This window comes from Microbispora sp. NPDC004025, assembly GCF_053604425.1.
Window position 1 is genome coordinate 92,735 of sequence record NZ_JBSGHN010000017.1, and the last position, 14,322, is coordinate 107,056.

Consider the following 14,322-nt stretch of genomic DNA (forward strand, 5'->3'; position numbering starts at 1 on the left):
CCGGCCGTCCTCCTTCGTCGCGTGGATCGTCCGCGCCGGCGCGGCGGCCCCTCGCGTCTTTCCCGTGCTGGATGCGGCGCTCATGACGCCTTCGCGTAGCGGCTGGCGGGGCGGGCGAGGCCGAGCCGTCCGCGCAGGTCCCCCGTGTCGTACGCGGTCCGGAACGCGCCTGCCGCCTGCAGCTCGGGCACCAGGCCGCGGGTGATCGCCGCCAGGTCGTGGGGCAGCACGCCCGGCCGGAGGCGGAACCCCGCCAGCCCCGCCTCGCGCCACTCGAGCAGCAGCGCGGCGAGCTCCGCGGGGGTGCCGGTGAAGACGCGGGCGTCCGACTCGAGCTCGGCGCCGTCGAGGTCGTCCAGCCGCGCCTTGCGCCCGGCCGCGTCGCGGGCGTCGAGGAAGACCACCAGGTCCGCGAGGATCCGCAGCGGCGGCTCGGTGCGTCCGACGGCCGCCTCCGCCGCCCGGACGCGCTCGACGATCGCGGTGGCGTCCTCGCGGTCTTGCGGCGTGACGTACACGACGTCGGACCCCTTCGCCGCGAACTCGTACGGCACCGTGTCGTGGGCGAGTGAGGTGACCAGCGGCTGGCCCTGCGGGGAGCGCGGCGTGATCGAGGGACCCTTCACGCTGAACCGGTCGCCGTGGAAGTCGATGTAGTGCAGCTTGTCGCGGTCGATGAAACGGCCGGTCGCGACGTCGCGGATCTCGGCGTCGTCCTCCCAGCTGTCCCACAGCCGGCGGACCACCTCGACCACGTCGGCGGCCTCGGCGAACAGGTCCCGCACGTGCTCGCGGAAGACGGGATCCCGATCGGGGGAGTAGTCCTGCGGCGGGAACGGCGGGCGGCGGCCGAAGTGGGCGACCTGGTCGGGGCGGGCGGAGATCTGCGGCCGCCATCCGGCCCTGCCGCGGCTGATGTGGTCGAGCGAGGCGATGCCGATCGCGACGTGGAACGGCTCGGTGTGGGTCGTGCCGGTGGTCGGGACGAGGCCGATCCGCGAGGTCAGCGGGGCCACGAGGGACGCGATCAGCACCGCGTCGAGCCGCCCGCGCACCTGGTCGAGGCGTTCGTCGGGTTCGTTGAGGCGGGAGGACTGGAGGCCGGGCGCGTCTTCGAAGGTGACGAAGTCGAGCAGGCCGCGCTCCGCCTCCGCGACGAGATCGGCCCAGTAGCCGGGGGTGAACAGCCGGTCCGGCCGCGCGCCCTCGGCCCGCCACGCGGCCGGGTGCCAGCCCGCCCCGTCCAGCGCGACGGCGAGATGCAGCGTCATCAGATCTCCTCGGTGGGGTTCGGAGTCTCGGTGCGGATCGGAGTCTCGGTGCGGATCGGGGTGCGGGGGGAGAGGCCGAGGTGGTCGCGGAGCGTTGGCCCGGTGTAGTCGGCCCGGAACACGCCCTTCTCCTGGAGCAGGGGAACCACCTTGTCGACCAGGTCGTCGAGCCCGCCGGGAGTCAGGTGCGGCACGAAGATGAAGCCGTCGGCCGCGTCGGTCTGCACGAAGTGGTCGATCTCGTCGGCCACCGTGCGCGGCGTGCCGATGAAGGTCTGCGGTGCGGAGACCTCGATGGCGAGCTCGCGGATCGACAGGTTCTTCTCCTCGGCGAGGGCGCGCCACTTGGCCACCACCTCGCCGCGGTCGCGGCGGAACGCCGCGTGTCCCTTGGTGACGCCCTCGTCCAGGTTCGGCTCGACGTCGGGCAGCGGGCCGTCGGGGTCGTATCCCGACAGGTCGCGGCCCCACACGGCCTCCAGGAAGTAGATCGCGGTCTGCGGGCTGACCTGTGCGCGCCGGATCTCGACGGCCCGTTCCCGGGCCTCGGCCTCGGTGTCGCCGAGCACGTACGTCACCGCGGGGAGGATCTTGAGGTCCTCGGGCCGCCGTCCGTAGGCGGCGAGCCTGCGCTTGACGTCCCGGTAGAAGGCGCGGCCCTCCTCCAGCTTGCTGTGCCGGCTGAAGATCACGTCGGCCGACGACGCGGCGAACTCCCGGCCCTCGTCGGAGTCGCCGGCCTGGATGATCACGGGATGGCCCTGCGGTCCGCGCGGCGTGCTGAACAGCCCCGCGATGTCGAAGTGCCGGCCCTGGTGCCGGAAGGGCGCGACGCCGCCGGGCCGCAGGAACCGCCCCGACTCCCGGTCCGCGGCCACGGCGTCAGGCGACCAGGAGTCCCACAGCTCCCTGGCGGTCCGCAGGAACTCCTCCGCTCTGGTGTACCGGTCGGCCTCGGCCAGGAAGCCGCCCCGGCGGAAGTTCTCCCCGGTGAAGGCGTCGAAGCTGGTCACCACGTTCCACGCGGCCCGGCCGCCGCTCAGGTGGTCGAGCGTGGCGAGCCGTCGCGCCACCTCGTACGGTTCGTTGAAGGTGGAGTTGACCGTCGCGGCGAGCCCCAGGTGGGTGGTGACGGCGGCCAGGGCGGACAGGACCGTGAGCGACTCCGGGCGGCCCACGACGTCCAGGTCGTGGATGCGCCCCTTCGCCTCGCGCAGCCGCAGTCCTTCGGCCAGGAAGAAGAAGTCGAACTTCCCGCGCTCGGCCGTCTGGGCCAGATGGCGGAAGGAGTCGAAGTCGATCTGACTGCCCGACGCGGGGTCGGACCAGACGGTCGTGTTGTTCACGCCGGGGAAGTGCGCGGCGAGATGGATCTGCTTGGTCACGGGGACTCCTGACAGTTCGGCCCGGTGAAACCTATTATTACAGTAGGAAAATAAGGTTTTGTCGTCAATCGTCACTGGCGGCCGCCGTCGCCCGAAAGGAAGGCGGCCTCAGGGCCGGCGGGCGTTCACGCGACGGGCACGTCGGCGGGCACGCGGACGGTGGCGAACGTCGTCCGGCGGCGCAGGCGGAAGCCGAGCGCCTCGTACACCCGGATCGCGGACGTGTTGCTCGCGGCGGCGTGCAGGAACGGGGTCTCGCCCCGGGCGCGGATGCCGGCGGCGACGGCCAGCACGAGCCGCGCCGCCAGGCCCTGGCGGCGGTGCGCCGGATCGGTGCAGACCGCGCTGATCTCCGTCCAGCCGGGCGGGTGTAGCCGCTCCCCGGCCATCGCGACCAACGCGCCGCCACGACGGATGCCCAGGTAGGTGCCCATCTCGACGGTACGCGGCCGGAACGGGCCCGGCTGGGTGCGCGCGACGAGGTCCAGCATCTCCGGCACGTCCGCCGGCCCCAGGCGGACCGCCTCCTCGTCCGGCGCCGGGATCACGGCGTCGCCGGTCAGCTGCACGCCGGTGCCCCGCGCCACCACCTCCCACCCGTCCGGCGGTGCGAAGGCGCCGCCGGTGACCGGGACGACCACGCCGGGCCCGGCGAGGGCGGCGAGGTCGTCCCAGTCCGCGGGGCCGGGCTCGCCGGGCAGCGCGAAGAACGGCGAGACGTCGTCCGGGTAGCGCAGCGCGTTGCCGTACCGTTCGGCGAAGCGCGCATGCGGGCCGGTGAGCGACGCCCATACGGGGTTGTCCAGCAGGTGCCGGTCGCTCACTGCGGCCCTCCCCACGCCATGTCGCCGTGGCCGGCGCTCGCGCGCCCTCCTCGTGCCGGCGCCTCCGTCCCGGGGCCGCCGTATCGAATCACCGCGTGCGTCTTGGGCATCGGACCTCCTGTCGCTCGTACGCCTGCGGAGAGATCGTAGAACATTACCTACTAAACAAGTAGGTCTTGACGGTTTATTGATCGCTGTGCTGAAGATAGGGACATGTCGGATGCCCGCGATCAGACGCGGTCGCCGGGAGGACTGATCATGACCCCCACGCGCCACGTGCTCGACACCGCCCGTTCGTTCGCCACCGCGGAGGCACGATGACCGCGCCCGCCGTGATCGAGGAGGAGACGGCGGAGTCCGCCGTCTCCCTGACCGTCGTCAAGGCGCGTCACCCGGGACGCTGGATCGCCGGCGCCGTGGTGGCGGTGCTGCTGGCGATGGCGGTCAACGCGTTGATCACCAACCCGGCCTGGGACTGGCCGGTCGTCGGCGCGTACCTGTTCCATCCGTCGGTGCTGCACGCGGTGCTGTTCACCGTCGAGCTGACCGCGCTCGGCATCGTGCTCGGCTTCCTGCTGGGGACCGTGCTCGCGCTGATGCGGCTGTCCCGCGTGCCGCTGCTCGCGTCGGTGGCCTGGGGCTACGTGTGGCTGTTCCGCTCGGTGCCGCTCATCCTGCAGCTGCTGTTCTGGTACAATCTCGCCGCGCTGTACAGGCAGATCTCGTTCGGGGTGCCGTTCGGGCCCGCGTTCTTCTCCGTCGACTCGATGGAGCTGATCGGACCGGTGACGGCGGCCGCGCTGGGCCTGGCGCTGCACCAGGCGGCGTACGCCGCGGAGATCGTGCGCGGGGGCTTCCTGTCGGTGGAACCGGGCCAGCTGGAGGCGGCCGCCGCGCTCGGCATCCCGAGGGCCAGGCAGATCCTGCGGATCCGGCTTCCGCAGGCCATGCGGTCGATCGTGCCGGCCGCGGGCAACGAGATCATCGGCCTGGTCAAGGGCACCTCGGTCGTCTACATCATGGCGCTGCCCGAGCTGTTCTACCAGGTGCAGGTGATCTACAACCGCAACGGCCGGGTGATCGCGATGCTGCTGGTGGCCGCGATCTGGTACCTCGTCCTCACCACGGTCCTGTCGGCCGCGCAGTACTACGTGGAACGCAGGTTCGGCCGTGGCCTCGCGCGGGCCCTGCCGCCGACGCCGGTGCGGCGGGTGCGCCGGATCCTCGACGTACGGCGGGCCGCCCGGCGGCAGCGCCCGGCCGCGAGCGGAGGCGGGCAGCGATGAGCACGCCCATGGTCGACGTGCGCGGCGTCCACAAGAGCTACGGCTCGCTGGAGGTCCTGCGCGGAGTGGACCTGCAGGTCCGGGCCGGCGAGGTGACGGTCGTCATCGGTCCTTCCGGGTCGGGCAAGTCGACGCTGCTGCGCAGCATCAACCACCTCGAGAAGATCGACCGCGGGTACGTCACCATCGACGGCGAGTTCATCGGCTACCGGCGCTCCGGTGACCGTCTGTACGAGCTGCAGGAACGCGACATCCTGCGCCAGCGCACCCACATCGGCTTCGTCTTCCAGAACTTCAACCTGTTCCCCCATCTCACCGTACGGCAGAACGTGACCGAGGCCCCGGTCTCGGCCCAGGGCCGCCCCCGCGACGAGGTCGAGGCGCTGGCGGCCGAGCTGCTGGAGCAGGTGGGCCTGTCCGACAAGTCCGGCGCCTACCCGCGGCAGCTGTCCGGGGGACAGCAGCAACGCGTCGCGATCGCCCGGGCCCTGGCGCTGCGGCCCAAGGTCGTGCTGTTCGACGAGCCCACCTCGGCACTCGACCCGGAGCTGGTGGGCGAGGTGCTGGAAGTCATGAAGGGCCTCGCCCGCAGCGGCACCACCATGATCGTCGTGACCCACGAGATCGGCTTCGCGCGCGAGGTCGCCGACACCGTGGTCTTCATGGACGCCGGCCGGATCGTCGAGCAGGGCCCGCCCCCGCAGGTGCTCGACCGGCCGAGGCACGACCGTACCCGCGCCTTCCTCAGCAAGGTGCTCTGACCTCCAAGGAAATCGCATGTCATCCGCATCCCGGTTGTCCGTGCTCGGCCTGTCCGCCCTGCTGCTGCTCGTCGCCTGCGGCACGGTCCCCGACGAGGCCGTGACCGGCGCCGCCCCCGCGGCCGCGGCCCCGCCCGGCGTACTGAAGATCAACACGAGTCCGGAGCAGGACCGCATCCGGGCCGCGAAGGTGGAGGCGATCGCCGCACAGGTGCCCGCCGCGATCCGGGCCAAGGGGGAGTTCCTGGTCGGCACCACCACGTTCGACCCGCCGCTGTCGTTCCTCGCCGACGACAACGTCACCCCGATCGGGGTGGAGGAGGACGTCGCCTCCCTCGTCGCCGACGTGCTCGGCCTCACGCCCCGCTTCGAGGCCACGTCGTGGGAGAACCTGTTCCTCGCCGTGCGGTCCGGCAAGTACGCGGCCGGCTTCTCCAACATCACGGTCACGGAGGAGCGCAAGGACATCTACGACTTCGCCACCTACCGCCTGGACCAGCTGGCCTGGGAGGTGCCGAAGGACAGCACGATCACCTCGATCACCGAGCCGGCCGACGTCGCCGGGCTCAGCGTGGCCGTGGGCTCGGGCACCAACCAGGAGAAGATCCTGCTGGGCTGGGACAAGCAGAACCGCACCGCCGGGCTGAAGCCCGCCCGGATCCAGTACTACAAGCAGCCGGCCGACACCTACCTGGCGCTGAAGTCCGGCCGGATCCAGGCGTACTTCGCGCCCAACCCCACCTCCGCGTACCACGCCGCGGTGAGCGGCGACACGAAGATCGTCGGCACCTACTCCGGCGCCGGCCCGTCGCTCCAGGGGCTCATCGCCGCGATGACGCAGAAGGGCAACGGACTGGCCAAGCCGATCGGCGACGCCCTCAACGCCCTCATCAAGGACGGCACCTACGGCAAGGTCCTCGCCCGGTGGGGTCTGTCCAACGAGGCCGTCCCCGAGTCCCTGGTCAATCCGCCCGGCCTGCCCCGCGAGCAGTAGGTTCCCCGGCATCGCACTGTGGGCGTGCCGGTGCCCACCCCCAGGGGGCTGGGGGTGGGCGCCGGAGTTGGCGGGGGTTACTTGAGGATCGGGAGGCGGCGGACGAGGGTGGTGTCGGTCCAGGTCGTGCCGAGTCCGAGGGTGGTGCCGGCGCGGGTGAGGGTCAGTCCGATCAGGACGATGGCGTAGATGATGTGCTCGTCCATGAAGGGGTTGGTGGTCAGGGGGAGTTCGGCGGCCCACATCAGGAGCAGGAGCAGGGTGCCGGCTGTGGCGGCGATGCGCATGGCGATGCCGAGGACGAGGGCGGTGCCGATGCCGGCCAGGCCGGTCATGAACAGCCAGTCGACCCAGGGGTGTCCGGCGAGGGTGTTGAACAGGGTGCCGAAGGTGTTGTCGGCGGTGCCTTTGAGGAAGCCGGTGGTGGGGCTGCCGCCGTTGGTCCAGGCCTTGGCGGCGGGGGTGGCGAAGCCGAGGCCGAAGGTCTTGTCCAGGAAGGCCCACAGGAACACCCAGCCGATGGCGATGCGGGCGGCGGCCCAGGCGTACCGGGCGGGCCCGGTGCCGGTGCCGGTGGTCGTCTGGGGCGCGGTGGTGGCGGCGTGGAGGTGAGTCCTCTGGTTACGCCTTTCGATGGTGGCCATGACCGGCCCCTTTCAACGTCTTGCTGCTCTTTTCGACGCCTCAAGCGAACCGCGATCACCGGCCTCGCCGCAGGTGCCGTACGGCACGCCGTGTCCGCCCCGAAGTCCCGTGATCGTGGGACTTTCGGCCCGGGCGGCGGCGATTGGGGCGCCGCAGGTGAGGAAGAAGTCGCGGACGTCCTCGGCGAGCAGGTCCGGCACCTCCATCGCGGCGAAGTGGCCGCCGCGCTCGAACTCCGGCCAGTGCCTGATGTCGTACAGCCGCTCGGCCAGCGGCCGCACCGACTGCGTGATGTCGTGCGCGAACACCGCCACGCCGACCGGCACCGGGCACGGCTCGGTCCGCCGTGGGGCGTCGCGGTGCAGCCGTGCCGAGGAGGCTGCGGTGGCGGTGAGCCAGTACAGCGAGACGTCGGTGAACATCCGCTCGTCGCTGATCCGCGAGCGAGGGTCGGTCCACTGGGCGAAGCGCTCGGCGATCCAGGCCAGCCGGCCGACCGGCGAGTCGGTCAGCGCGTAGCCGATGGTCTGCGGGGTGGTGGCCTGGAGAGCCTGGTACGGCGGGCGATTGACCATCAGCTGCCGCACCTTGTCCAGCCGGGCCTCCTCCGTCTCGGACAGTTCGACGCCGGCGTCCGGGTCCGGCCGGGTCGGCAGGTAGTTGACGTGCACCCCGACGACCCGCGCGGGTGCCACCGCGCCGAGCGCCAGTGAGATGCCCGAGCCGAAGTCGCCACCCTGCGCGCCGTAGCGCTCGTACCCGAGACGGCGCATCAGTTCGGCGGCCGGCCGCCCGAGGGTGAGGTACGGATCACCCGTCCGGTCTTGGCGGCGGCGCGCGCCCGTAGCACGATCGGGGCAAGCGGTCCGCGGCTGGCGGGAGGTCCGGATGGTGACCGTCCTGCTCCCCGGCGACCCGCGCAGGCTCGGCGGCTACTGGCTCGCCGGCCGCCTGGGCGAGGGCGGGCAGGGCGTCGTCTACGAGGCGTACGACGAGGCCGGGCAGCGGGTCGCCGTCAAGGTCCTGCGTCCTGCGGGCGGGATGGAGGACGAGCAGGCGCGGGCGCGGTTCGCCAAGGAGGTCGACGCCGCGCGCCGGGTCGCGCCGTTCTGCACGGCCCGGGTCATCTTCGCCGACCTGGAAGGCCCCCGGCCGTACATCGTGAGCGAGTTCGTCGCCGGGCCCAGCCTGCGCGCGGCGGTCGCGCGGAACGGGCCGTACGGGCCGGAGGAGCTGCACCGCCTCGCCACGGGCATCGCGACGGCGCTGGCCGCCATCCACGAGGCGTCGGTGATCCATCGCGACCTCAAACCGGACAACGTGCTGATCGGCCCGGACGGCCCGCGGGTCATCGACTTCGGCATCGCCAGGACCGCCGACATGTCGCTGACGACGACGGGCCACGTCGCCGGCACACCGGCCTTCATGGCCCCGGAGATCGTGGTCGGGGCCCGGGCGGGTCCCGCCGTCGACATCTGGGCGTGGGGAGCGGTGACGCTGTTCGCCGCCACCGGCCGTGAGCCGTTCTCCGGGGGGACCACACCACTGCCGGTACCCGGCGCCGCTCCCGGCCCGCCGGGGCAGGCGCTGACCGGGGTGGCGGCCCTGCTGCACCGCATCCTGGCCGCCGAACCGGATCTGACGGCGCTGCGGGAGCCGCTGCGCGGTCTGGTGGCCCGGGCGCTCGACAAGAACCCGGAGGCCAGGCCCGAGGCGGCCGTCCTCCTCGCCGCGCTGCTCGGCCATCCGTACGGCCGGGGCGAGGCGCTGCTCGCGGAGGGCACCCGTACGGCCGAGGGCGGGGGCACAGGGCCGTCCCGGGCCCTCGCGCCACCCTCGCTCGCGGCCGTGGCCGAGGAGGCGTACGGCGCGCTCGCCCCGGCGGACCAGGCGCTGGTACCGCGGATCATGCTGCGGATGGTCGCGCCGGGGGAGGGCGGCGACGACCTGCCCCGGCGGGTGCCGGAGGACGAGCTCCTCGACGGCGTGGTCGACCGGGAGACCGCCGCCCGGGTGCTGTCCGGCTTCGCCCGCGCCGATCTCGTCGTCCGGGACGGCGAGACGGTCGCCCTCGCCGCCGCCGCGCTGCTGCGGGCCTGGCCCCGGTTGCACGGGTGGGTCGACGCGGACCGCGCGGGCCTGCGCGTGCAGCGGCCCCTGACCGAGGCCGCCCGCCTGTGGGACCGGCACGGGCGGCGGCCCGGCGACCTCTACCAGGGGACGGCGCTGGAGACCGCGCTCGGCTGGGCGGCCACCACGCGCCACCACGTCACGCTGAACACGCTGGAGAAGGCGTTCCTCGACGAGTCCCGGGCGCTCGCCCGGCTCCGCGCCCGGCGGCGGCGCCGCCTCACCGCCGCGCTCGCCGTGCTCGCGGTGGTCGCGGCGGCCTCGGCCGGGCTGGCCCTCGACCAGAAGTCGTCCGCCGAGCGGCAGCGGGACGTGGCCGTCGCCCGGCGGCTCGCCGCCCTGGCCGAGACCTCGCGCTCGTCCGATCCCGCGCGGGCGATGGCGCTGAGCGCGGCCGCGTGGCGGCTGGCCGCGGTGCCCGAGGCCCGGGCGGCCCTCTACAGCTCGCTCGCCCAGCCCCTGCGGCGGATCGACCCGCCGCCGCCCGTCACCGCCGGCGCCCGGTTCGACCTGAGCGGGGACGGCCGCCTGCTCGCGGTCGCCGACGCCGGCCGGGCGGTCCTGTGGGACGTGGCCGCGCATCGCGTGGCCGGGGGCGCGCAGGGCACCGGGCCCGCCCCCGGCGCCGTCGCGCTCAGCCCCGACGGCCGCCGCCTCGCGGTATCGAACGGCGGCACGCTGCGCGTGTGGGACCTGGGCAGCGGCCGCCCGCTCGGGCCGCCGTTCGGAGACGGCGCGCTGGAGATGGCCTTCGGCCCGGACGGCAGGCGCCTCGCCGTGCTCACGCCCGGCCACCGGGGCCAGGTCTGGGACGTCGTCGGCGGCGTCGAACTACTGGACGTGCGCGACGAGCGGGTGGAGGGCATGACGGTCTCCGCACGGCACGCCGCCGTGCTGCTGGACGACGGCCGGTTCCGCCTGTACGAGCCGGCGGCCGGGCGCTCCGGCCGGGCGCTGAGGCTCCCCGCCCCCGCCGGGGGGCGTGCCGACGCCGTCGCCTTCAGCCCCGACGGCCGCACCCTCGCGGTCGGCCGCGGCGAGGACGTGCGCTTCTGGGACCTGTCCACCGGCCGCCGCCGCGGCCCCGTCCTGGCGGGCGCCTCCGCCGTCTGGCTCGCGTACGGCGACGGCGGCCGCCTCGTCCTGACCTTCGACCGCACCGGCGTCGGCCTGTGGAGCGCGGACGGCGGTGGCCTGCTGGCCTACTCCACGCCGGAGGACACCACCGGCATGCCGGCCATCAGGGTCGCGACGGGCACGGCGGGCGGACCGGTCCTGCGCTATCTGCTGAGCGGCGGCCGGGTCGCCACGGTGGACGCGGCGGCGGGCGCCCGTTCGACGGCGGTCGCGTCCTCGGCCGCCGCCGCGGCCTTCGCCCCGGGCGCCGGGACGCTCGCCGTCGCGCCGGACGGGACGGGACCGCTGCTGTGGGACCCGGCCACGGGCGCCCGCCTGGGCCCGTCGCTCGGCGGCGTCCCGGCCGGGGCGCTCGCCTTCGCTCCCGACGGCCGCACGCTCGCCTCCGCGCCCCGCCCGGACGGCACGCGAGCCTCCGGCGACGCCGCGACGGTGAGCCTGTGGAACGTGCCGGACGGCCGCCTGCTCCGCCGGGTCGCGATCGCGGGGGCCGCGTCCGTGGGCGGGCTGGCCGCCGGAGGCCACGTCCTCGCCGTGGCGCCCGTCGCCGGGGAGTACGGGCCCGTCCGGGTGTGGGACCTGTCCCGCGGCGTGGAGATCGCCGTACCGCGCAGGACCGGATGGGACGTCATGGCGACCGGCCCGGACGGCCGGGTTCTCGCGATCGGCGGGCGGGACGCCGCCCTGGTCGACCTGGCCGCCGGCACGGTCACCGGCCGTCCCTTCGGGCCGGTGCTCGACGGCGTGCGGTCGATCGCCTTCAGCCCGGACGGCTCGACGATCGCCACCGGCTTCCACGAGGCGGGCGTGGGCCTGTGGGACGCGCGGACGCTGCGGCGGGAGGGGACGCTCGCGCCGGAGAAGGGCCGCTTCGACGACGTCGTGGCGCTCGCCTACGCGCCCGGAGGGCGGCTGATCGCCACCGGCGGCACGAGCGGGGAGGTCCGGCTGTGGGACGCCGCCTCCCGCTCGCCGCTCGGCCTGCCGTACGCCGTCCACGCCGGCCCGGTGCTCGCGCTCGCCTTCGGCGCCGACGGGCGGTACCTCTACAGCGCGGGGAGGGACGGGACGCTGCGGCGCTACACGGTCGACCCGGAACGGGCCGCGGCGGAGGTCTGCGCGCGGGCGGGCGGCCCCCTGGGAGAAGACGACTGGCGGCGCCTCGTGCCGGAGGCGCCCTACCGGAAGGTGTGCTGAGGGATATGAGGACCATCCGTCACATGCTCGCGCGGCTCCTGCGGCGGCCCGCCCTCGGCGACGCTCTCGTGGAGATCGAGTCGGTCGAGGTGGATCCCGACCCCGTCCCGATCGGCGGCGAGGACGCGGCCGAGGTGACCGTCGACGTGGTCACCAGCGGCCCCGCCGACGAGGTCAGGGGCGAGCTGACGGCCCCGGACGAGTCCCGTACGCCGCTGCGCTTCGAGCGCGTGGAGCGCACGCCCTTCGAGGAGCGGTGGCGGGCCGGGCACGTGTTCGGCCGGGACGCGGCGGCGGGCCGCTGGCGCGTCGAGGTCGCCGCCGGCGACGTCGTCGAGGAGCGGGAGTTCGAGGTCCGCGCCGAGGAGAGATCGCGGCGGTCGAGGATCGACGGCTTGGAACTGTCCCCCGACCCGGTCGACGAAGGGAGCCCGCTGACCGTCTCCGGCCGCCTGGAGGCGACGACCGGCAAGGACGACTGGGGCGGTCTTCCCGAACGGACGGTCGCCCTGCTGTTCCGGGCCGACGACATGCTCGCCCGCAGGGAGGTGGCGCGGGTCGTCACCGGCAGGTCGGGCCGGTTCGACGCGACGGTGACTGCGACCGAATCCGGCTTCTGGTCGGCGGAGTTCCGCGGGTCCGCCGAGGACCGCGCGCGCCTCACCGCCGCCAGGAGCGCCGAGGTCCGTTCGACGGTGCGATCCGCCGGGGCCCTGACCAGGATCACCTATTCGGCGAAACCCCAGAGCGGCAGGCCGGGCAGGAAGGCGACGCACACCGGCACGCTGCTCGTCCGGGTGGAGCCCGCCGGGCGGCCCGCCCGGTGGGACCCGCTGCCCCAGCAGCGCGTCCTGCTCTGGTTCGACCCCGCGGGCTCGGGCGCCGGTGCCGTACAGGGGTCCGCGACGACGGGGTCGAACGGCGGGTTCACGCTGCGGAAGAAGGTGCCGTCCACGGGCGGCTGGCACGTCCGCTTCGACTCGCAGGCGCCCGCGCAGCGCCGGTCGTGCAAGTCGCCGGTCCGCAAACTGACCGCGAGCTGAGCGCATCGCGGCGCGGCCCGGCGCCGAGATCGTCTCGATACGCGAGACATGGTTGCTAAACCGACAATGCATGTAGGAAATTAAGGGTATGTCCGGATCTGTCGCCCTGACTGTTCGGCGCGTGGTCGACTTCATGCGCGTGACCAGCAACCGCTGTCGCTGACGGCCCCGCGCCCCACCACCCCATGACCGCGGCGCCCGGCAGTCGCATGTCCTGCCGACCGGGACCCATCCCGGCTTTCCGCCGCCCTTTCCACCCCGCAAGGCTCACGGCCGTCCGGATGTCGCCGGGCTGGCCTTGGCCGATTTCTCCTGCCCTGAGGCTTTTCTCCTGCTCGGGGCGACCACTACTCCGGGACACCCGGAGAGGCCCGGGGCGTACACGACCGCCCGGCCTCCGACACGAAAGATGGCACATGTCTGGTACCACGTCTTCGCTTCGGCATGCGACCGCCGACCTCGAGGAGCTGCGCGAGTGGTTCCGCCCGGTCTTCGAGAAGATCGCCGAGGGCAACCTGGAACGCGAGAAGGGCCGCGTCTTCCCCCACGAGCAGGTCCGGTGGCTGATCGACGCGCGCTTCGGCGCCGTCCGCATCCCCCGCGAGCTCGGCGGCTTCGGCGCGTCGCTGTGGCAGACCTTCGACCTGCTGCGCGAGCTCGGCGCCGCCGACCCGAACGTCGCGCACGTGTGGCGCAACCACCTGGCGTTCGTGGAGGACCGGCTGAACGCCCCGCGTACGGCGGCGACGGACGCCTGGATCGAGAGGTTCCTCGCCGGCGAGTTCGTCGGCGGCGGCTGGACCGAGGCCAACAACGGCACGTACGCCGACATCCAGACGAAGCTCGTGCCCGAGGGCGACCACTGGCTCGTCACCGGCGCCAAGTACTACGCCACCGGCAGCCTGTACGCCGACTGGCTCGACGTGCTCGCGGTCACTCCCGACGGGGTCCCCACCACCGCCCTGGTGAAGGCGGACCAGCCCGGCGTGAGCCTGGTGGACGACTGGCGGGGCTTCGGCCAGAAGACCACGGCGAGCGGCAGCGCGAACTACTCAAACGCCCGGGTGGAGGGCGACCACGTCTTCCCCGCCACCGACCGCTTCGCCTACCAGGGGCTCTTCTACCAGACCGCGCTGCTGGCGATCCTCGCCGGCATCACGCAGGCGACGCTGCGCGACGGGATCGCGGCGCTGAAGGGCCGCAGGCGCAACTACGGCCACGGTCTCGCCCAGAGCGCGAGCGACGACCCCCAGTTGCTGCAGGTCGTCGGCAAGGTGTCCGCCGACGCGTTCGGCGCGGCATCGGCGCTGTCGGCCTCGACCGCGACGCTCGACGAGATAGCGCACGCCCGCATCGCCGGCGACGAGGAGGCGGTGAAGCGGGCGCTCCTCGACGGGCACGTCGCCACCACGCGCGCCCAACTGGTGATCATCGAGGCGGCGCTGCGCGCCACGACCGTCGTCTTCGACGCGCTCGGCTCCTCCGGCGTCTCCGAGGACCTGCTGCTCGACCGGCACTGGCGCAACGCCCGCACGCTCGCCTCGCACAACCCGCGGGTCTACAAGGAACGCATCCTCGGCGACTGGCACGTGAACGACGCCGACCCGGCCAAGGTCTACGCGATCTCCGCCGGCCAGAGCGAGTAGAGG

11 protein-coding genes are annotated in these 14,322 nt (G+C 73.6%); 6 read left to right on the forward strand and 5 right to left on the reverse strand.

The genetic code is table 11. The annotated features are described in order from the left end of the window. Positions 1–80: 80 nt before the first annotated feature. The 3 genes from ACWEQG_RS32925 to ACWEQG_RS32935 all read right to left on the reverse strand — a co-directional run bounded on the left by ACWEQG_RS32925 (position 81) and on the right by ACWEQG_RS32935 (position 3,480). The gene (locus tag ACWEQG_RS32925; RefSeq protein WP_452290755.1) at positions 81–1,271 is read right to left on the reverse strand and encodes an LLM class flavin-dependent oxidoreductase; all 1,191 of its coding nucleotides are present in this window, start codon (positions 1,269–1,271) and stop codon (positions 81–83) included. Further along, positions 1,271–2,656, reverse strand: coding sequence for an NtaA/DmoA family FMN-dependent monooxygenase (locus tag ACWEQG_RS32930; RefSeq protein WP_452290757.1), 1,386 nt, complete (start codon positions 2,654–2,656; stop codon positions 1,271–1,273). The genes ACWEQG_RS32925 and ACWEQG_RS32930 overlap by 1 nt, the downstream gene beginning before the upstream one ends. A 125-nt stretch (positions 2,657–2,781) precedes the next feature. Beyond that, positions 2,782–3,480, reverse strand: coding sequence for a GNAT family N-acetyltransferase (locus ACWEQG_RS32935; RefSeq protein WP_452290759.1), 699 nt, complete (start codon positions 3,478–3,480; stop codon positions 2,782–2,784). Positions 3,481–3,797: 317 nt separating this feature from the next. Between ACWEQG_RS32935 and ACWEQG_RS32940 the strand changes: the two genes are divergently transcribed. Genes ACWEQG_RS32940 through ACWEQG_RS32950 form a run of 3 tightly spaced genes read left to right on the forward strand, consistent with a single transcriptional unit; the run spans position 3,798 to position 6,521 of the window. Next, positions 3,798–4,766, forward strand: coding sequence for an amino acid ABC transporter permease (locus tag ACWEQG_RS32940; protein ID WP_452290761.1), 969 nt, complete (start codon positions 3,798–3,800; stop codon positions 4,764–4,766). Continuing rightward, the gene (locus ACWEQG_RS32945) at positions 4,763–5,527 is read left to right on the forward strand and encodes an amino acid ABC transporter ATP-binding protein (RefSeq protein WP_452290763.1); all 765 of its coding nucleotides are present in this window, start codon (positions 4,763–4,765) and stop codon (positions 5,525–5,527) included. The genes ACWEQG_RS32940 and ACWEQG_RS32945 overlap by 4 nt, the downstream gene beginning before the upstream one ends. Before the next feature lie 16 nt (positions 5,528–5,543). After that, positions 5,544–6,521, forward strand: coding sequence for an ABC transporter substrate-binding protein (locus ACWEQG_RS32950; RefSeq protein WP_452290765.1), 978 nt, complete (start codon positions 5,544–5,546; stop codon positions 6,519–6,521). 77 nt (positions 6,522–6,598) lie between these two features. On the opposite strand, the gene ACWEQG_RS32955 is transcribed toward ACWEQG_RS32950, so the two are convergent. Then, on the reverse strand, positions 6,599–7,165 hold the full coding sequence (locus ACWEQG_RS32955) for a hypothetical protein (RefSeq protein WP_452290767.1): 567 nt from the start codon (positions 7,163–7,165) through the stop codon (positions 6,599–6,601). Positions 7,166–7,177: 12 nt separating this feature from the next. Continuing rightward, on the reverse strand, positions 7,178–7,939 hold the full coding sequence (locus ACWEQG_RS32960; protein WP_452290769.1) for an alpha/beta fold hydrolase: 762 nt from the start codon (positions 7,937–7,939) through the stop codon (positions 7,178–7,180). Positions 7,940–8,054: 115 nt separating this feature from the next. Here ACWEQG_RS32960 and ACWEQG_RS32965 point away from each other — a divergent pair, with 115 nt between their 5' ends. The 3 genes from ACWEQG_RS32965 (at position 8,055) to ACWEQG_RS32975 (ending at position 14,319) form a co-directional block, all read left to right on the forward strand. Next, positions 8,055–11,630 (forward strand): protein kinase domain-containing protein, encoded by a 3,576-nt coding sequence (locus ACWEQG_RS32965; protein ID WP_452290771.1) that lies wholly within the window; start codon positions 8,055–8,057, stop codon positions 11,628–11,630. 5 nt (positions 11,631–11,635) lie between these two features. Beyond that, entirely contained in the window at positions 11,636–12,673 is a 1,038-nt protein-coding gene (locus tag ACWEQG_RS32970) for a hypothetical protein (RefSeq protein WP_452290773.1), read from the forward strand. A gap of 416 nt (positions 12,674–13,089) precedes the next feature. After that, the gene (locus ACWEQG_RS32975; RefSeq protein ID WP_452290775.1) at positions 13,090–14,319 is read left to right on the forward strand and encodes an acyl-CoA dehydrogenase family protein; all 1,230 of its coding nucleotides are present in this window, start codon (positions 13,090–13,092) and stop codon (positions 14,317–14,319) included. Positions 14,320–14,322 lie beyond the last annotated feature (3 nt).